Annotated in this window: 18 protein-coding genes; 8 read left to right on the forward strand and 10 right to left on the reverse strand. The window is 55.6% G+C overall.

What is annotated here, in order from left to right:
* Positions 1-194: 194 nt before the first annotated feature.
* Positions 195-800, forward strand: coding sequence for a LysE family translocator (locus tag AUC60_RS22215; protein WP_087272798.1), 606 nt, complete (start codon positions 195-197; stop codon positions 798-800).
* A gap of 115 nt (positions 801-915) precedes the next feature.
* Positions 916-1,719 carry an AraC family transcriptional regulator gene (locus AUC60_RS22220; RefSeq protein WP_087272801.1) on the forward strand — a complete coding sequence of 268 codons (804 nt, stop codon included), beginning with the start codon at positions 916-918 and terminating at the stop codon, positions 1,717-1,719.
* Positions 1,720-2,119: 400 nt separating this feature from the next.
* On the opposite strand, the gene AUC60_RS22225 is transcribed toward AUC60_RS22220, so the two are convergent.
* Positions 2,120-3,016 carry a DMT family transporter gene (locus tag AUC60_RS22225; protein ID WP_087272805.1) on the reverse strand — a complete coding sequence of 299 codons (897 nt, stop codon included), beginning with the start codon at positions 3,014-3,016 and terminating at the stop codon, positions 2,120-2,122.
* Between the two features lie 87 nt (positions 3,017-3,103).
* On the opposite strand from AUC60_RS22225, the gene AUC60_RS22230 reads away from it, so the two are divergent.
* Positions 3,104-4,435: an aminotransferase-like domain-containing protein gene (locus tag AUC60_RS22230; RefSeq protein ID WP_087272808.1), complete on the forward strand. Its 1,332-nt coding sequence runs from the start codon at positions 3,104-3,106 to the stop codon at positions 4,433-4,435.
* On the opposite strand, the gene AUC60_RS22235 is transcribed toward AUC60_RS22230, so the two are convergent.
* Positions 4,426-4,740 carry a DUF7693 family protein gene (locus tag AUC60_RS22235; protein ID WP_087272812.1) on the reverse strand — a complete coding sequence of 105 codons (315 nt, stop codon included), beginning with the start codon at positions 4,738-4,740 and terminating at the stop codon, positions 4,426-4,428. The two genes, AUC60_RS22230 and AUC60_RS22235, sit on opposite strands and share 10 nt — an antisense overlap.
* Before the next feature lie 90 nt (positions 4,741-4,830).
* Between AUC60_RS22235 and AUC60_RS22240 the strand changes: the two genes are divergently transcribed.
* Together AUC60_RS22240 and AUC60_RS22245 are read left to right on the forward strand one after the other, a co-directional pair.
* On the forward strand, positions 4,831-5,202 hold the full coding sequence (locus tag AUC60_RS22240) for a PH domain-containing protein (RefSeq protein WP_087272815.1): 372 nt from the start codon (positions 4,831-4,833) through the stop codon (positions 5,200-5,202).
* 216 nt (positions 5,203-5,418) lie between these two features.
* Positions 5,419-5,982 (forward strand): GNAT family N-acetyltransferase, encoded by a 564-nt coding sequence (locus AUC60_RS22245; RefSeq protein WP_087272818.1) that lies wholly within the window; start codon positions 5,419-5,421, stop codon positions 5,980-5,982.
* 401 nt (positions 5,983-6,383) lie between these two features.
* Here the strand turns inward: AUC60_RS22245 and AUC60_RS22250 are convergent, their stop codons facing one another.
* From AUC60_RS22250 to AUC60_RS22265, 4 genes are all read right to left on the reverse strand, one after another.
* Entirely contained in the window at positions 6,384-7,760 is a 1,377-nt protein-coding gene (locus tag AUC60_RS22250) for a c-type cytochrome (RefSeq protein ID WP_087272821.1), read from the reverse strand.
* Between the two features lie 11 nt (positions 7,761-7,771).
* Positions 7,772-9,541, reverse strand: coding sequence for a GMC family oxidoreductase (locus tag AUC60_RS22255; RefSeq protein WP_087272824.1), 1,770 nt, complete (start codon positions 9,539-9,541; stop codon positions 7,772-7,774).
* 36 nt (positions 9,542-9,577) lie between these two features.
* Positions 9,578-10,297, reverse strand: a complete 720-nt coding sequence (locus AUC60_RS22260) for a gluconate 2-dehydrogenase subunit 3 family protein (RefSeq protein ID WP_087272827.1) — start codon at positions 10,295-10,297, stop codon at positions 9,578-9,580.
* Positions 10,298-10,982: 685 nt separating this feature from the next.
* Positions 10,983-11,432 (reverse strand): RidA family protein, encoded by a 450-nt coding sequence (locus tag AUC60_RS22265; protein ID WP_087272830.1) that lies wholly within the window; start codon positions 11,430-11,432, stop codon positions 10,983-10,985.
* 151 nt (positions 11,433-11,583) lie between these two features.
* On the opposite strand from AUC60_RS22265, the gene AUC60_RS22270 reads away from it, so the two are divergent.
* Positions 11,584-12,114, forward strand: a complete 531-nt coding sequence (locus tag AUC60_RS22270) for an AAA family ATPase (protein ID WP_087272833.1) — start codon at positions 11,584-11,586, stop codon at positions 12,112-12,114.
* Here the strand turns inward: AUC60_RS22270 and AUC60_RS22275 are convergent.
* Positions 12,111-12,572 (reverse strand): hypothetical protein, encoded by a 462-nt coding sequence (locus tag AUC60_RS22275; RefSeq protein ID WP_087272836.1) that lies wholly within the window; start codon positions 12,570-12,572, stop codon positions 12,111-12,113. The two genes, AUC60_RS22270 and AUC60_RS22275, sit on opposite strands and share 4 nt — an antisense overlap.
* A 400-nt stretch (positions 12,573-12,972) precedes the next feature.
* Entirely contained in the window at positions 12,973-13,188 is a 216-nt protein-coding gene (locus tag AUC60_RS22280; protein ID WP_087272842.1) for a type II toxin-antitoxin system prevent-host-death family antitoxin, read from the reverse strand.
* Between the two features lie 444 nt (positions 13,189-13,632).
* Between AUC60_RS22280 and AUC60_RS22285 the strand changes: the two genes are divergently transcribed.
* On the forward strand, positions 13,633-13,830 hold the full coding sequence (locus tag AUC60_RS22285; RefSeq protein WP_087272845.1) for a hypothetical protein: 198 nt from the start codon (positions 13,633-13,635) through the stop codon (positions 13,828-13,830).
* A gap of 327 nt (positions 13,831-14,157) precedes the next feature.
* Here the strand turns inward: AUC60_RS22285 and AUC60_RS22290 are convergent, their stop codons facing one another.
* Both AUC60_RS22290 and AUC60_RS27715 read right to left on the reverse strand, forming a co-directional pair.
* On the reverse strand, positions 14,158-14,421 hold the full coding sequence (locus AUC60_RS22290; RefSeq protein ID WP_087272848.1) for a hypothetical protein: 264 nt from the start codon (positions 14,419-14,421) through the stop codon (positions 14,158-14,160).
* Positions 14,422-14,553: 132 nt separating this feature from the next.
* The gene (locus AUC60_RS27715) at positions 14,554-14,892 is read right to left on the reverse strand and encodes a hypothetical protein (protein WP_144443289.1); all 339 of its coding nucleotides are present in this window, start codon (positions 14,890-14,892) and stop codon (positions 14,554-14,556) included.
* A 1,565-nt stretch (positions 14,893-16,457) separates the two neighbouring features.
* Between AUC60_RS27715 and AUC60_RS27720 the strand changes: the two genes are divergently transcribed.
* Positions 16,458-16,754, forward strand: a complete 297-nt coding sequence (locus tag AUC60_RS27720) for a hypothetical protein (RefSeq protein ID WP_144443290.1) — start codon at positions 16,458-16,460, stop codon at positions 16,752-16,754.
* Positions 16,755-17,230 lie beyond the last annotated feature (476 nt).

Here is a 17,230-nt window from a genome sequence, read left to right on the forward strand (position 1 = left end):
TAGTGGCGTCGTTCAACTTGAGGCCAGATTAAAGGTCTTCGAATAAAGGATAAATCGGCTAAAAAGCGTTTTACTGTCAACTAAAAGAGGACAGTGGCCGCTACCCTATAGCGCCCACAAACGTACAATCCACGAGGGCAGTGGTTACCTAGACTTCGCCATATTGTTTACCTGATCTGGACGTCTGGCCCGCCATGGAAATATTTCTCTACGCCTTTAGCGTGATGTACAGCCCCGGACCTGTGAATTTCATGGGCCTGAATGCTGGCCTAAGCGGGCAGCTACGTCGTTCACGAGGTTTCTTCTTCGGGGTCGGATGCGCGTTACTGCTTTTGTTTGTTCTGCTGGGGTATACCGGTGAGGCCCTCATTTCTCAGACCGCGCTGCCTTACATCTCGTTAGTGGGCGGTATCTATACGCTTTACCTGGCTTGGCAGATTTCCCGTGTCGTTCCTGTTGCGCCAAGGGCGTCTGATGAGCAAGGCAAGGCATTGAGTTTCTGGAATGGCTTTCTGGTCCAGTTGTTCAATCCCAAATGCATCATGGTGGTGCTGCCAATCACCAGCATCATGCTGCCCGCTGCGCACATCACGGGTGGTGTGATTGCGCTGGTCTCGCTGCTGCTGGCAATGCTGGGCGGCGCTGCTCCGTGGACTTATTCGCTACTGGGCACGACGTTGGGACGACGCATCACGCAAGCATCGTGGTTCCGGGTTTTCAATCGTTTGATGGGGGCGGCGCTGTTAGTCTGTGCGGGTTTTATGTTCCACGAGTTCTATCTGCACATCCGTGAGATGTAGATGACTACTTCTCACGCAGGACCGCCTTTGGTAGGCATAGGGCCATTACAGTCGCTGCACATTCTTGTGCTAATGTCCCCGACGCCCGACTGCACCATCACTTCGGTACTGCTCGATGCAAGATCGCCACACTGCTAATGACTGGGTCAGACACGCGGCACAGCCCTCGAAGGTTGAGCGCTTCGAGGCGTTTTTCGGTGCGCATGCGTTTGAGCCTCATAGGCACGATACCTACGCCATCGGCCGTACGGTCTGCGGGGTACACCGTTTCAGTTACCGGGGCGAAGCGCGATTGTGCATGCCCGGCGAAATCATGATTATCCATCCGGATGAGCCCCACGATGGTTGGGCAGGTTCGGAGCAGGGCTTTCGTTACCAGGGCATTCACGTACCCCCGTCGCTGGTTCAGCAAATCATGCAGGGCAAACCGTTGCCATTCTTCAAGCCGGGCGTCAGTCGCGACCCGCGTATGGCCGTTGTAGCTGAGGCATTGCTCAATAACCTGGTTGTCCAAGCTGATTCCCTGGCGGAAGACGACGCGCTGTTCAACTTTGTTATCACGCTGGCGCAACTGGCCGGGCAACCAACGACCAGATCCAGCCCTCACTTTGCCGCGGCGGTGCGAGCGCGGGAATACATTGATGACAACCTTGACCGGCTCATCACGCTGGATGACCTGGCTAAATGCGCAGAGCGGGATCGCTGGAGCCTGTCCAACGATTTTCGCCAGTTTTTCGGCACCAGCCCCCATCGCTACATGACGTTGCGGCGACTGGATCGGGTGAGGGCACTGACCTCGCGTGGGCAGAGCTTGGCGGACGCGGCCATTGGCGCAGGTTTTTTCGATCAGAGCCACATGTCCCGGCACTTCAAAAAGGCTTTCGGTGTATCGCCTTTGCGTTGGTGCAAGTCTGCTTAGCCATTTGCAGGCCGCACTGATGATGGGGCGTCAGTAAAAGAACAAGATTCCCGATTCCGCCTCCGCCATGCATCCAACGCGACTACGCTAAACCTGTACGCGGCGATATCTCGATCGGGATTTTTAGCTGTCCACTTGCCACCGCCGGACCGGAGTTAGCAGTAGTTCGCAGGAGCGAAGCATCATGAGCGTCTGGCTTAAAAGTTTGGCATTTCCATTGTTACTCACTGCATCCGCCGCGTACGCCGAGTATGGCTGGACGGAATACGATACGAGCAAACCGCCGTGTTCTCTGTAGGAGCTGCCGAAGGCTGCGAAAGCAGTCTTTCTGACGTACCGCCATCGCAGCCTTCGGCAGTTCCTACAGGTCAAGATTGCGCAGTATCAGGGCAGGGCGATCTCACCGGGCAAACCGTCTCGCACCCGCCACACAAAGAATCACTGCAACCGTCACCCCCAGCATTCCCGTGCTGACCTGTTCATGAAGCAAGGTCGCCGCCAGCGCCAGGCCGAAAAAAGGTTGCAGCAGTTGCAGTTGCCCAACCGCAGCGATCCCACCTTGCGCAAGGCCGCGATACCAGAACACGAAACCGATCAGCATGCTGAACAGCGACACATAGCCAAGGCTCAGCCAGGCAGCTGGGCTGATGGTCGAGAATGACTTTGGACTCAGCAGCAGGCTTAGTGGCGCCATGGCAGGCAGCGCCAAAACCAGCGCCCAGCTGATCACCTGCCAGCCGCCCAGTGTTCGCGAGAGTCTGGCGCCTTCGGCATAACCGAGCCCGCAAATCAGAACGGCCAACAGCATCAGGAGGTCTCCGGTGGCGGAAGCATTCACGCCTTGGGAAAGGGCAAAGCCGACCACCATCAGGCTGCCCAGCACCGAGCAGAGCCAGAAGGCAGGCCGTGGCCGCTCGCCACCGCGCAGCACGCCGAATATCGCGGTCGCCAGTGGCAGCAAGCCGAGGAAGACGATGGAGTGCGCGGACGTCACGTGTTGTAACGCCAGTGCGGTTAACAGCGGGAAGCCGACGACTACCCCGATGGCAACGATGAGTAATGACAGCAATTGATCACGCGCGGGACGTTGTTCTTTGAAGAGCAGCAACATGCACAGCGCCAGAATACCTGCGAGGGTGGCCCGCGCCACGGTCAAAAACACCGGGTCGAACTCCAGCACTGCGACCCTTGTTGCAGGCAATGAACCGCTGAAGATCATCACGCCGATGAAGCCATTGATCCAGCCTTGGGTAGCGGTTTGCATGGGCGCGATTTTCGGGGGAGATACCTGTTCCATGTCGGTCAGACTCAAGTCGGGTTGCGTAAAAGCATCTTGAGGCTGAGTATCAGTACAATCAAAAAATTGTCATGGATACAGTTCGACATGCCATTGGCCCGCTACAAATCATTGGTGGATGCATTCGCCGCGGACATTCGTTCGGGGCGCTTGCCGCCGGGGACGCGTTTACCCACACATCGCACCCTGGCTGCGGCAGAAGGTTTGGCGCTGGCCACTGCGTCGAGGGTCTATGCGGAGCTTGAGACCATGGGCCTGGTAAGCGGTGAAGCGGGGCGAGGCACGTTCGTGCGGGAGACCTCGTTGCCGCTGGGGCATGGCATTGATCAGCCGCAAGTCGCCACCGGCGTCATTGACCTCAACTTCAACTACCCGTCGTTGCCGGGGCAGGCCGAGCTGTTGCGTACTGCGTTGCGCCAGTTGGCGTTGTCCGGGGATCTCGAATCACTGCTGCGTTATCAACCTCATGCGGGGCGCCTCCACGAGCGGGCATCGGTAGCGCGCCATCTGCACAGTCGCGGGCTGGAGGTAAAAGCCGAGCAGGTGTTGTTGGTCAACGGTGCTCAGCATGGTTTGGCAGTGGCGCTGATGGCGCTGTTCAAACCGGGCGACGTAGTTGCCGCTGATGCGTTGACCTATCCCGGTTTCAAGGTGCTGGCTGAATCCCTGAGCCTGGAAGTCTTGCCTGTTCCGGTGACGGATTTGGGGCCGGATTTCGATGCACTGGAGAAGCTCTGCCGACAGAGAACAGTGCGCGGGATCTATAGCATGCCGACGCTGCATAACCCGATGGGTTGGGTGATGAGTATTGAGCAGCGCGAGCGTCTGGTGTCCATCGCGAGGCAGCATGCGCTGCATATCGTCGAAGACGCGGCTTACGCGTTTCTTGCACCCAAACCGCCGCCACCGCTAGCGCATTTGGCACCGGAGCGCACGGTGTATGTATCAGGCCTGTCGAAAAGCGTCGCCACCGGACTGCGGTTCGGGTTTATGGCCGCGCCGGCTTCGCTGGTCAGTGCGCTGGAGCGTGTCATCAGAGCCACGAGTTGGAACACGGCTGGCGTGATGACGGCGATTGCTACTGGCTGGCTGGAAGATGGCACTGTCAGCAGGCTGGAATCGCAAAAACGTGCGGACGCCAAAGCCAGGCAGTTGTTGGCTAATGAGCTGCTCGTCGGCCTCAACTGCGTCGGTCATCCCAACTCGTATTTCACCTGGCTGCCGTTGGCCGAAGATGCACGAGCGGATCAGATTGCAGCGGCGTTGATGCGCGAGAATATTTCGGTGTCCACCGCCGAGCCATTTGCGGTGTCTGCTCAGGTGCCACACGCGATCCGCCTGGCGCTCGGGTCAGTGGACATGCCGACACTGCGTGCCGCACTGAAAACTGTGAGCTGGATCGTCGAGGCTCATTCCTGAGTACTGGATAACTTCAGCAGGCGTTGCAGTTGTGCGTGTTCCCAAATGCTCAGCAGCTTGACCGGGTCAGTGCCGTATCGCTGCCAACTGTCTGCTGTCCCGAGATTACCCTCGGGGGATTGGCAGGCCTGGCAATGGCTCAGCTTATTGCCCTCACTGATCATTGTGAGCTGCCAGCCATCCACCTCGATTTCGATTTGCCCTTTGTGGGTGTTCACTGTGTGCAAGGTTCGCGTTTCGAGGGCGATGTCTTTCAGCAGTTGATAGACGTCACGGGCGGTAAGGTCGGTGGTGGTTTTTGCCATGCAGATATTCTCTTGTTGAAACCAATGCGGCACTGCCTGAACATGCCCGCTGCAATCCGGGAAGATTACTTTACAGGCGAGGGTGAGTGGATGATCGATTTCAATAACAAGGGTTTTTTCAAACTCAAGCAGAACGATGAATATGCCGAGCGTGTAACCGCGCTTTTGCTGGATGGCGAACAGGTCATCGACGCCTACAAGTCCATGCGTGACGGCGTGGTGTTTACCAACAAACGCATCATCGCGGTGAACGTGCAAGGTTTGACCGGCAGTAAGAAAGACTTCACTTCGCTGCCTTACAAAAACATCGTCGCCTACTCCATCGAAACCTCCGGCACCTTCGACCTTGACTCTGAACTTGAGATCTACTTTTCCGCGCTGGGCAAAGTAAAGTTCGAATTCACCGGCAAGACATCAATGGTGGAGATTTCGAAACTTATTTCCAGGCATCTGTTGGGGTAGCAGCGGCTGTCAAAAACATACACGCCACTGAATTGAAAAGCGTTTTCCGTAGGAGCTGCCGAAGGCTTGCGATCAGTTATCGCTGACACACCGCTATCGCAGCCTTCGGCAGTTCCTACAGATCCAGTGTTTGTCGCGAAACCGCGCGGCGTCATAGACACGGAGGCGGCTCCTGCCTGAAACTTGCCCTCTGACTCACCTTTTCAAGGTTGCCCCATGATCAACATCCGGCCCATGACCGCCGAGGACTTCGACCTCTTCTGGCCCACTTTTCAGAGCGTGATCGCTGCCCGGGAAACCTATTCCTACGATCCGCAACTGACCCGCGAACAGGCATTGCACCTGTGGCTGGAAATGCCGCTGCATACCTTCATCGCTGAAGAAGACGGCGTACTGCTCGGCAGCTATTACCTTAAAGCCAATGCTGCTGGCCCCGGCAGCCATGTGTGCAATTGCGGTTACATGGTTACCGAAGCGGCACGCGGTCGTGGGGTTGCCCGATTGATGTGTGAGCATTCACAAAAGGTTGCCATTGAAAGCGGCTTCCTCGCGATGCAGTTTAACTCGGTGGTGGCGAGCAACGAAGTGGCAGTGGCGTTGTGGCAGAAGCTCGGGTTCGACATCGTCGGCCGATTGCCGCGTGCGTATCAACATGCGCGATTGGGGCTGGTGGATTGTCTAGTGATGTTCAAGTGGCTGACCGAGGAAATGCCACAAAAGCCGATGCTGATCGGGCGCAAGAATATTGAATCGGTGGTGTCGCGGCCTCGGCGTAAGTAGGCCTGATATTGCGGCCCTATGGGATATTCCATGTTGGCCTGCAAACCTGTGGGGGCGAGGCCTGCCCGCGATGCAGACGCCTCGGTTTGTCAGCTACACCTCGTCATCGTTCATCGCGAGCAAGCTCACTCCTACAGGTGAGTACCCATATTTGTGAGCGGTGAATGGCCTGAGCCGCATCCGGACAATAAACGATAACGCGGTGTGTCTTCCGACCGCGCCTCATGTATCGCGGGCAGGCCTCGCTCCCACACGTTTTGCGCCTGACTCACGCACTGGGTGCTGTATCAAACCTGTGGGAGCGGTGCTTGCCCGTTATCATTTATAGCGCGCACCTAGCCACCAACAAAAAGCCCGCACGAGGCGGGCTTTCTGAACAGCGTTAGCTAAACCGAGACAACTTACTTCTCGTTGCTGGCCTCAAGCTTTTTCTGTTGCTTTGGATGCCCTTCGGCCAAGGCCGTGCGGACTTCCTGGACCAGCTTCGCGGACACTGCAGGCGCCTTGTTGGACCAGCCCTGGCGCAGGAAGGTGGCCAGTTCGGCCACTTCGGCGTCATTCATGCGTTCGGCAAAACCTGGCATCGGCAGGATCGACGGGCCTCTCGCGGTGGATGGCGTTTGTGCGCCAGCGAGAATCACGTGAACGAGCGCGGTCGGGTTTTCGGCGTTGATGATCGAAGCACCGTCCAGACGCGGGAAGATCCGTGCAGCGCCTTCACCTTTGACGAAGTGGCACGCGCCACAGTTGTCCAGGTACAGACGTTCGCCCAGAGTCAGGTCCTTGGCTGCGGTCAACTTGCTGGCCGTGGCTGCACTGCGTTCAGCGTTGTGCTGATAAACAGTTTCGCCATTCTTGTCAGCAGGGCCAGACAATGACTTCAGATAGGCCGCCATCGCATGCAGATCTTCATCGGTCATGTGCGACGTGCTGTTGGCCACAACGTCAGTCATTTCACCGGCAACCGAAGCTTTGGCATTACGGCCAGAACCGAGGTAGTCGACGATTTCATCCTGCGACCAGTGAGCAACGCCACGGATCGAAGGCACAGCCCAGCCGTTGAGCAGAGCGCCCGTCAGGTAGTCGCTGCTTTTCTCGTCGAGACCTTTTTCCTGCATGGTCAGCGCACGAGGTGTGTGGCAAGAACCGCAGTGGCCAAGGCCCTGTACCAGATACGCGCCGCGAACCAGTTGTGGATCGGTGCCCGCAACAGGTGCAACGGTCGACTCAGGTGTTGGCGAAAAGAACGTGCGCCAGTAAGCCAGTGGCCAGCGAATCGACAGTGGCCATGGAATGTCGTTGGCCTGATTCGCCTGCTTGACCGGCTCAACGCCTTTCATGAAGTACGCGTACAACGCTTGCGTGTCTTCATCCGAGACCTTGGCATACGACGGGAACGGCATTGCCGGGTACAGCGCGCTGCCATCGTGACCGACACCGCGACGTACAGCGCGCTCGAAGTCGCCATAGGTCCAGCCACCGATACCGGTGTCTTTATCCGGCGTGATGTTGGTCGCGTAGATCGTGCCGATTGGCGACTCGATACCACGGCCGCCCGCGAAGGTTTTGCCATCGTGAGCGGTGTGGCACGCCACACAGTCGCCAGCGCGCGCCAGGTAAGCGCCTTTGCTGATGAGTTCAGGCGTTACTTCCTGAGTCATCTGCGCCGCCGCGTCACCCGATTTGTTGAGGAACACACTGACCAGCCAGGCCAGCAGTGCAAGCACCACACAGACCACCAGCAATGCCAGCAGCCGGGAGCGGGATTTGGATGTCATGTTCTCGCTCCTTATACCTGAACCAGTGGGCCAGGGTTTTTGATGTACTGCTCAACAATGGCCTTGGCCGAGAACAGGGTGATAGCGCCGATCAAGGCCGTCGGGTTGGCCTGGAAGTTCTGCGGGAAGGCGTTGCCGCCCGGTACGAAGACGTTATGCACGTCCCAGCTCTGCAGATAGCGGTTGAGTGCCGTGGTTTTCGGGTTGTCGCCCATGACCGCGCCGCCCACGTTGTGGGTGGATACGTACTTGGTGATGTCCCAATGGGAATCCATCGACAGGAAGCTTTCGCTGTAGCTGTCCGGGCCCAGTTCCTTGGTGATATCCAGCACGATCTTGCGCAGGTGTTGCTGCAGTTTCAGCTCGTTCTGCTTCCAGTCGAACGTGATACGCAGCAGTGGCAGGCCCCATGGATCTTTGTAGGTTGGGTCCAGGTCCACGTAGTGGCCGCGATACGACTGGCAACTGGTGGTAATGCTCACTTTCATCGAGTGGCCGTACCAATCCTGCATGCCTTCCTTCCAGCCCTGGCCCCAGTCTGGCGTACCGCTTGGCAACGCTGTACCGATAGGTGCGCCGGTGGCTTGCGAGCTGTGGATCTTCGCGCCGCCAATGAAACCCAGTGCTGCGCCGTCGTAGTTGCCCGGCGAAACGTCGTTGAACATCTGCCCGGTGGCACCGGCGGTGGCGAACGGGTTGAACTCTTTGTCCTTGAAGAACAGCGTGGAACCGCCGTTGCTCAGGAACGCGTAGTTACGGCCCACGGTGCCGGTTTCGGTGATCGGGTCGTAAGGCTTGCCAATCCCGGACAACAGCATCAGGCGCACGTTGACGAACTGGAAGCCGGCCAACACGACGATGCCGGCAGGCTGGAACACCAGATTGCCGTCGGCGTCGGCGTAGGTCACGCCTTTGGCCGTCTTGCCATCCGGATGCAGCTCCACTTTCAGCACGTTGGCGTTAACCCGGTAGGAGAAGTTCTCCATGCGCTTGAGCGAATCCAGCACGGCGGTTTGCGGCGAGGCTTTCGAGTAGTTCAGGCATGGGTACTTGCTGCAGTAACCGCAGTAGTTGCACGGCGCGATCTGGTTGCCGTACGGGTTGGTCCAGGCCTGAGAAACGTTCGCCGACGGGTTCGGGAACGGGTGGTAACCCATCTTGCGCGCTACATCTGCAAACATCTTGCAGTTCAGCGTGTCTTCCAGAGCTGGCAGCGGGAAAGGACTGGAACGTGGACCTTCGAACGGGTCGCCGCCTTCAATGATGCGACCTTGCAGGTTGCCGGTGTTACCCGACAGGCCACAGATCTTGTCGAACTTGTCCAGGAACGGTTCGATTTCATCCCAGGTGAACGGGTAATCGCCGATGCGCATGTCTTCTTGCAGGATGCCCGGCTTGTATGCCTGGTCCGCATAAGTCTTGAGCTTGATGTCGGTCGGCGTCGGACGAATCAGTACGCCGGTCCAGTGCAGGCCAGAACCGCCCACGCCAGTACCGGGCTCGAAAGCGCCCCACTTGCGGGTCGGCAGTGCGACGTCGTTGGCGGTGTGGCGCACAGTCATCGCCGCCGCTTTAGGGGTGGCCATGATCTTGTTGCGTATGCCGTAGGCGTACTGATCCGCTGGTTTTGGATAGGCGAAGTCGGTGTTGTTACGATCTTCACCGCGCTCCAGAGCGCGTACTTTCAAACCTGCCTGAGCCAGTTCGATGCTCATCAACGAGCCGGCCCAGCCGAGGCCGACGACGACTACGTCGACTTCGTCATTAGTAATATTTGCCATGAGAAACCTATGCTGGAAATGCTTGGCGAAGGGGGATCAACCGCGCAGGCCGCTGATGCTGACCGGGCCGAGGGGGTACTTGACGTTGTGCTGCGTCACCCATTCCACGTAACTGGCGCGGGCTCCGGGGAAGCCGATGGCGATCCAGGCTTTCATGCCTTTGTTGCCGCCATAGATCGGGTCCGAGAGGTAGCCCTGCTTGGTGTGGTTCAACAGCTCACCAAAGAACTGTTTGGACTTGAGCACGTCTTCGCCAAACGCTTTGAAGCTCACTTCGCCTTTTTGCAGCTGCTTCAGGATGTCTTCCTGTTGAGCTACATCCAGAGACGCGAAGTTTTTCTTGTGCTTGTCCTGACAAAAGGCGTCAACGCTCTTGATGCCTTTTTGATAGATCTCTTGCGGACGGTAGGGGATCTGATAACCCATTTCCGCTGGCGCATCGAGTTTGAAAGGACCTTCCAGATAGATCTCGCTGCCCAGATCGCTGGCCAGTTGCTGATCGATAAACACCGGAACGTTGGTTTCCAGCGCCCCAGGCCCACGGCCGCCGGCCGGGATCAGGCGATCGCAGGCCGCCATGATGAATGCCCATTCAGCGGCGGTGAAAAAGGTCGGGCGATATTCTTCAAGTTTCGGCGCAACCATCTCCGCTGCTTCTGCAGCGCTCAGGCCTTTAATCGCTACGCCTATCGCAGGTAATGCAATCAGAGAAGAAAGCAGAAACTTCCTTCGTGACGTTGGTTTATTCAACAACATGTAGAGGCCCCTATGAATGCTCACAAGAAAACCCCGGACGGTGCTTTTCGGAAATCGAAAGCCTCGACCTGCTGTGCAACCCCTTAGCCAACGTGAATAGCGCGCAGCCGGATTCGCCCTCGATTGAAGGACGTTAACGACGACGTTTTCAGGTTCCGGATCGTTTCAACAAAACGCGTTGGTTGGCGGTTCTTCCAACCTGCGATGGTCAACGTAAAAGGCATACGTTGCCAGTCAACGTACAACTCGCGATCGTCTCAGGCGCTGGCGCGCAATCAGGAACAGGGCTGGCAGACCTCAAGGGTTGCTCTAATTGTGATTCGTTTGCATAGGTGTGGCTGCATGAACAAAGTCCATCAGCACAGCATTGAGGCGCGATACTCAAGTATCGTCTGCTCATCACGGGTAGCGGGATGCTATCAGGTTTAAAAAAGATGCGACAAATTATTTCCTGTTTGTTGTCAAGGTGTTGTGGTGTCGCATCTAGGACATATGTGCTATTTCCATGCCGCATATCCGCCAGTTTGGCGACGATAGGGCCAATCAAGATGATTTATAGGGCTGTACTGAGTTGACGCAAATCCTGTAGGAGCTCGCCGAGGTTACGAGGCCAGCGATAGCGGTTTATCTGAAAAACCGCTATCGCTGGCCTCGTAACCTCGGTGAGCTCCTACAGATCCGCTGTCTATTCGGCGACAGCAGGGTGAGCCTGCGACTGAATGGCCGCGATGGCATCAATCTCGATCTGCATTCCGTCCAGTGCAAGACGTGGCACCGGAATCAATGTGCACACCGGCTTCATCAATGTGCCCCATGCCTGATCAATCGCCTCAACCCACGTGCTCAGTTTTTCCTGGTCGTGATCGGCAATCAGCAACGTCAGTTTGAACACATGGCCGAAACATGCACCTCTGGATTGCAGCGCAGTGGCGAGGTTGGCAAGCGCCTGTCTGGCTTGCTCGGCAAACGCTGGCGAGAGAGTGCCTTGTTGGTCTTCACCGCCTTGCCCGGCGATGTACAACAGCCGTGCCTGAGGCTGTAATTCGGCGACATGGGAGTAACCGTTCGGGCTCGGATCGTAAAGACCTGCCGGGTTGGATAACTGGAAAGCAGGGGCGATATCGGATTTGGACATGGGCTGACTCCTGATGAAAGAGTCGGCAGTCTCAGACCTCTAGTTAGGTGGAGGTCAAGGCGCCTGTGCAATCGACTGCCATGAACTGATCAACTAGCATCCCGAGCTTGTCTCCGACATACCCTTTTCAGCATCTGTTTGTCCGAAAAATATGCACATCCTTATCACCGGAGCACCCGGTTCCGGCACCTCGACATTAGGTCGCGACTTGTCCCGGGCATTATCGGCCCGGCATCTGGAGGGTGACGATTACCAATGGCTGCCCACCAACCCTCCGTATCAGCAGATGGTCGCCAAAGATCAGCGTGGCGCTGCATTGCTGGCCGATATGCAAGCCAGTGTCGATACGGTCGTTTCGGGGTCCGTGATGGGCTGGGGGAGAGAGCTTGAAGATGCTTTCGATCTGGTGGTTTTCCTCTACATCCCGAGCGACATACGCCTCGCCCGACTCAAGCTGCGCGAAGAGCAACGCTTTGGTAAAGCCAGGCCCGAGTTTCTCGCGTGGGCCGCGCAGTACGACAGCGGCACCGAGCCGGGTCGCAGTTTGCAGCAGCATCGGGCCTGGCTTGAGCAGCGCAGGTGCGAGGTGCTCAGGTTGGAGGGGGATTTGTCGGAGGAGGGGCGGCTGAGTGCGGTTTTGGCAGTGCTTGGGAAGCTCCGCCGCGAGACCGCCCCGGACTAGAGGTTGATCAACCGCTTGATCCCGTACATCAAGACCAGAAAGAGCAGAATTTTCGCTACATCAACCAAAGCCCGGAACGTGATCGGCCACCATTCATGCTGCTCGATTGCATCCTGATAAGAATATGAGTCGGTCGAGGCTCCGGTTTTCTGGAATTCATGCTCGCGCGCGCGGCCCCAATACATGAACGCGAAGATAAGCCCGATAACGCCCAGCCCACCGAGTTGGTCATCAGGCGCGACCTCAATTGGCGGTCCCCAGAGGTAGCATGCACCCGCTATCACCCAGATCAGCATTCCCAGCCAAGTCAGGGTTTTGCGTGCTCGCACAGATGCCTTGAGGTTCGTTCGCACACTGAACGGCCAAAATTTTCCGTCGCGCTGAAGTCGGTCTTCAAGCGAAACGATGTAGCCCGACACAAAGGCCAGAAAACCAATGAAAACTAATACAAAGGCCATCGGGGTTTGCTGCCTCAGCTGATTGAACGACGGTTGCGTTCACAGAATGTCCGCAGGTCGGGCATTTACTTGAGTAATTTGCGGTTATTGAGCGGGTGGGATCAAGCCCGCGTTGCCGGGGCCTCATCAAACAAAATTTAACCATCTGATGGAATACTTTTCGCCTGTAGGAGCGCGCTTGGTCTGGACCGCATCCGGACGATTGCGTCAGAACAGAAGATACATTCATCGACGGGCAGACCGAATCGTCCGGATGCGGCCCAGACCAAGCGCGCTCCTACAGGAACCATGTTTGCTACGCGACAACGCAGCGTCGAAGACGGGACGGCCCCTCTTGCACGGAAAGATGAGGGCTGGTCTGTGTGATCGTCCCGTAAGTGTTGAACAGCAGCTTCATTTTTTACTTAAACAAATCAGCAATTTCTGAATCCATGGCTTCGAAAACCTCAGCATTAAACCTCATATCGGGCAGCATTCCGCGTCGCTTAGAGGTTGTAGGCATCAGTTTAGTGACTGGAGATTCAGTCTTGGCAATGATGATTGTTTCGCCATCCGCAGCCGCAACGACAGGCTGGGTCAGGTGTTTCTTGTCTCCATGGACGTTGTGAGTTTTCACGGTGGTGCTCCTGTAAGCCTTCAAGCGTCAGTGCTGATTCTAGACCAGCATCATGTGGGTTCAGATCCAGGCTTATCAATGAAGCGATTTCACTCAGTCTAAACATCGATTTAACAGCGGTTGCACCAGGCAAACCTCGCACCTATCATTCGCCCCGTCGCTGCACATCAGCGACCGGGTTTGGCGATCCGATTTGTGCGCGCAACAGCTCCAGAGCTAGTTGCCCATTTTTTGTGGGCAACGTTATGGCGGCTGTGCGTGGGAGACCCTCGGGTCTGCCGGGTGCGTGCGACCGGTTCGCCAACCTGCGTACAGCTGTCACCCAATCTTGTTTGGCGACAAGACGGCGACAGCTCCAATAGATCTGGAGTTATTCGCATGACACAAAATATCCCGCTGTCCCAATTTCCCAATACCGTCCTCTTAATAAACCCAGAAGCCCCAATGGCCGACCTGCACCTCTGCGCCACGCAACGCTTGCGCGCAGTCAAAAACCTGATGAGCTGTTTAGCCAGCACCACGACCAAAGACACCGATGAAGATCAACTGGCTCACGTCGCTGAGGCTGCTTTCCTGTTGCTGCAAGACAGCTGTGATGTGCTGGAGTTGATGGAAGTGAGGCTGGATAAGGTCAACGCCTGATAAACACCGCGCGGGTTGGCTACGATCTCTGGCTCATGGCTGACCCGTGGGACCGATCGGGGTGGCACTCAACTTCCATTTGGGAGGCGATGCTCAGGCGATACACGCGCACAGGATGTGTCACCCTTCGCGAATAAATTCGCTCTCACGTGGGTTGAGTTCGCAGCCAGACGGACAGTCCACAGAAAGCTCCTAAATCCATACAGTTATGCGCTGTTGGGTCGGGAATCAAAAGCGATAGGAGCACGCAAGATGAGGCAGTGTTGAGATTGGCGAACGCCAAAAACAAGAAAGCCCGCAACCCGCCGCGGTGCTGAGAGTTATCTATCAATACTTTGGGTTGTAGCGTTCGCCGTTATAGATCAGTACGTACTCGTTCGAGGTAGGCTTTTCTTCTTTAGTGCAGCCATTACCCGTATCCGTTTTTTCGGTAGCGATTACTTTTTCCACCGCCTCCAGATCGGCATACCCGTGATTGCTGTTGTTGCCAATACTTAGAGTAAGGTGCGCCTCTGAAAAACTGCCCGCGCAGCTATCGGGATTTTGTTCGGCGGACGCTATGTCTTTTTCCAATTCAAGGATTTTTCGCATCCTTTTCCTTCATCGGTATACAGATAAAGTAGTGTTAAGGAGCGGGTGAGAGGCTCAATCGCCATATCATGTTTTAAAATGACTCCAAAAGTATGAGCGCCCGGGGTGAGCTGATAGCTGGGTGTATCAAGACTAAGTCCGGAAAACTTGAACAGAGAAATATCGATAGCATTGCTCTCGTAAGCATGGCTCTCTATCACCCCCTTTTTTAGCGCTAATGATCTCAAGGCCATAGGTGACCCAATCTTCCGGCTCGTCTTCTACCTTAACTCTTTCTTCTTCAAGAACCAGAACTGCCAGTGTTTGGTCGGGATCATCATTGGCCGTTTTACACGCGGAACGCTGCTTGTCAAAGGCTAATGTCGGATGCAATGTTTTAGCCCAGCCCGACAGATATGCTTCGCAGTTTGGAGAGGCGGCAGAGGCCAGGAATGGGAAAAACAACAAGCTCAGGGCTAGAAGGCAGCGCATCGGGTATCCCTACCAGTGAAAAACGAATGGGTGTGCAGTCGTGAAATTGCATTTTTGGCAGCGGTACAGTAGTAATTTCGCTTGAAGAAATCAAATGTCTCGAGCTTTTGGATTGCGCTGTCTCGCGGAATATCGGGTCAGGCGTGCCATTGCGAGAAATTGCGTTGGAAAAGTTATTTTCCTTATTATCTTTGAGAGCGAGTTCACTCCCGGCGGCGCGTCATACTCTATGTCCATGTTTCATAAGTTACCAAGTTTTTTATTGGACGTAAGCAATGTCGATGGGCGCTGTTCGGAATTTTTTATAGTCGGCAAATATGATATGTTCGGTGATGCCATTTCAAAAGTTGATTGCATACTCAGAGTTGTCAGGAAGCACTGGTATTATCTATTTGCTCCGGCGAACTCTTGATCGAATTGCCGTGTTTCAGAAAGTTGGCAGGATTTCGTCGTTCCATACAATACAAACAGAAAGTCCATGCACAAGACATGATGTCTGGACAGAGGAGGACAAATTATAAGAACGACAAAATGCTGCCACATCCATTTTGATCGCTTGCTGATTGCCGTGAGCGTCGAATGCGGAATATCTAAAAAGCCCAGAGGCGCATGGGGCTAAGGCCAGGATCCCCTCGGTACGGAGAGATCAAACCCCAGAAACAAGAAAGCCCGCACTAGGCGGGCTTCTTGTTGCTTCACGAGCATCAATGATGTCACGAAGCAGGTATTTGGTGGTACACAGACGTTTGAACTGAATTTCTAAGTATATGTATTTTAAGTGTTTTTATGTTTTTCTTTAATAAAGGGATACATGGCGCCATTTGCTGGGTTGCGTTCGGTACGCCCCAGACAAGCCGGGCGAAGTCTTCAGGCGGTTGATGTTCCGAACCCGATGAGTGGTCATTTCTGAGGTGTATCGACGGCTGGTGAATCCGAAAACTCGTACTCATTGTCAACAGTTGAAACCCGCCAGTGATATCCGCGGAGAGATAGCGTTTCATTTAACCAAACGAGATCGACAATTGTGCGGTCGTACCAGACCGTTTCGAGATCACAAGGCGTGATCGATTTTTCGATGAAATATCTTTCTTTCAGTCCTATGACTATTAGCTTGCGTGCCATGTATTGCGGAGTATCTGGAGCATCCCCACCACGTCCTGGCTCACAGTGAGGGAGCCCATAGGGTGGTTTGATGTGAGCGCGAGTGGGCATACCAAAAAGATGAAACCCGTAGGATCGACCGCCGCGTCCGCCTCTGCCATCTATTTGGCTTGACTCGCCACCTTGCCCGCCTGCCATGAATACATCGTCCTGCTCGATTATGACATCGCCACCGGGCTGTCCGGGTCCCGCGCCTCCGCGTCCACCTTGACCACCCACTCCCGTGCTTCTGTCACCTTTTACGCGAGCGTTACCTCCTGGGCCGCCGTCTCCGAGCACGGCCTCTCCGCCGTGTCCTCCTAGAGCAATGCTATCATCACCATCGACTTCGGCTTGGCCTCCGGCTCCCCCGGTTCCTTGCGATATTTTTTTCATAGGTTTGGCTCGATATTCTGAGGGCGGATATGGCTGATAAATCGCAAGTCGTACAAGGACTGTCGCTGGCTCAATGGGAAGCATTATTCCGTCCAGGGATACAAGAGTTTGCAGCCTCGACATTCATGTTTTCAGGGGAAGCGCATGGGCAAGTTCGAATTGCTCTTGGAAATAGCGGTCCTTACACCAATGAAAGTGAACGCTCTCCGGTTTACACGCACGCCGTGACGCTCTCACCAAGCGTTGCCGTTGAACTTGCTCGAGTACTTCTCGAACATTTTGCCAAACCTTCAGATGATCCGAGCAAGCCAATTGCAGTGATCTAGCCAGCCCCGCCATGGCCACCTTTTGCAACCGATCTTTTCCCTCGGGCGGTTGCATTTCCCCCATCGCCGCCAGTACCACTATTTGCGGCACCTCCGTTCCCGCCTAATGCTTCGTTGTCATCACCAACGCTTGTCGCGGTGCCGCCTTGGCCTCCGCGCCCTCGTACAGCTTTGGCTTTCATCGCCCTGTACGCTAGAGCAGCTGAAACAACAATGAGCGTTGCCGCTACTATCAACGCGACGGCGGGTGAGATCCAAGTAATCAACGCCGGTAGACCAAGCGCGGCGAACGGCGTTACGGCAAGCAGTAGAACTGGAACGTAAAATTCTGCATATGGATGGTTCGCCATTTGCTTTCCCTTGCGTGGACGCCTCAAGATTTTGAGGACTTTGATATTTTTCGATGGGGAGATTGTAGCTGCGTATTAAGAGTAGAGCTCATTGGCTTGCACTGTTGGCCTAGGCGCGATTGCCCA

The sequence above is a fragment of the Pseudomonas caspiana genome, from assembly GCF_002158995.1.
GTDB lineage: Bacteria > Pseudomonadota > Gammaproteobacteria > Pseudomonadales > Pseudomonadaceae > Aquipseudomonas > Aquipseudomonas caspiana.

What these genes read in the sequence shown, in the direction of transcription:
- AUC60_RS22215 (WP_087272798.1), top strand. Translation starts at nt 195, where the DNA reads ATGGAAATATTTCTCTACGCCTTTAGCGTGATGTACAGCCCCGGACCT.
- AUC60_RS22220 (WP_087272801.1), top strand. Translation starts at nt 916, where the DNA reads ATGCAAGATCGCCACACTGCTAATGACTGGGTCAGACACGCGGCACAG.
- AUC60_RS22225 (WP_087272805.1), bottom strand. Translation starts at nt 3,016, where the DNA reads ATGGAACAGGTATCTCCCCCGAAAATCGCGCCCATGCAAACCGCTACC.
- AUC60_RS22230 (WP_087272808.1), top strand. Translation starts at nt 3,104, where the DNA reads ATGCCATTGGCCCGCTACAAATCATTGGTGGATGCATTCGCCGCGGAC.
- AUC60_RS22235 (WP_087272812.1), bottom strand. Translation starts at nt 4,740, where the DNA reads ATGGCAAAAACCACCACCGACCTTACCGCCCGTGACGTCTATCAACTG.
- AUC60_RS22240 (WP_087272815.1), top strand. Translation starts at nt 4,831, where the DNA reads ATGATCGATTTCAATAACAAGGGTTTTTTCAAACTCAAGCAGAACGAT.
- AUC60_RS22245 (WP_087272818.1), top strand. Translation starts at nt 5,419, where the DNA reads ATGATCAACATCCGGCCCATGACCGCCGAGGACTTCGACCTCTTCTGG.
- AUC60_RS22250 (WP_087272821.1), bottom strand. Translation starts at nt 7,760, where the DNA reads ATGACATCCAAATCCCGCTCCCGGCTGCTGGCATTGCTGGTGGTCTGT.
- AUC60_RS22255 (WP_087272824.1), bottom strand. Translation starts at nt 9,541, where the DNA reads ATGGCAAATATTACTAATGACGAAGTCGACGTAGTCGTCGTCGGCCTC.
- AUC60_RS22260 (WP_087272827.1), bottom strand. Translation starts at nt 10,297, where the DNA reads ATGTTGTTGAATAAACCAACGTCACGAAGGAAGTTTCTGCTTTCTTCT.
- AUC60_RS22265 (WP_087272830.1), bottom strand. Translation starts at nt 11,432, where the DNA reads ATGTCCAAATCCGATATCGCCCCTGCTTTCCAGTTATCCAACCCGGCA.
- AUC60_RS22270 (WP_087272833.1), top strand. Translation starts at nt 11,584, where the DNA reads ATGCACATCCTTATCACCGGAGCACCCGGTTCCGGCACCTCGACATTA.
- AUC60_RS22275 (WP_087272836.1), bottom strand. Translation starts at nt 12,572, where the DNA reads ATGGCCTTTGTATTAGTTTTCATTGGTTTTCTGGCCTTTGTGTCGGGC.
- AUC60_RS22285 (WP_087272845.1), top strand. Translation starts at nt 13,633, where the DNA reads ATGGCCGACCTGCACCTCTGCGCCACGCAACGCTTGCGCGCAGTCAAA.
- AUC60_RS22290 (WP_087272848.1), bottom strand. Translation starts at nt 14,421, where the DNA reads ATGCGAAAAATCCTTGAATTGGAAAAAGACATAGCGTCCGCCGAACAA.
- AUC60_RS27715 (WP_144443289.1), bottom strand. Translation starts at nt 14,892, where the DNA reads ATGCGCTGCCTTCTAGCCCTGAGCTTGTTGTTTTTCCCATTCCTGGCC.
- AUC60_RS27720 (WP_144443290.1), top strand. Translation starts at nt 16,458, where the DNA reads ATGGCTGATAAATCGCAAGTCGTACAAGGACTGTCGCTGGCTCAATGG.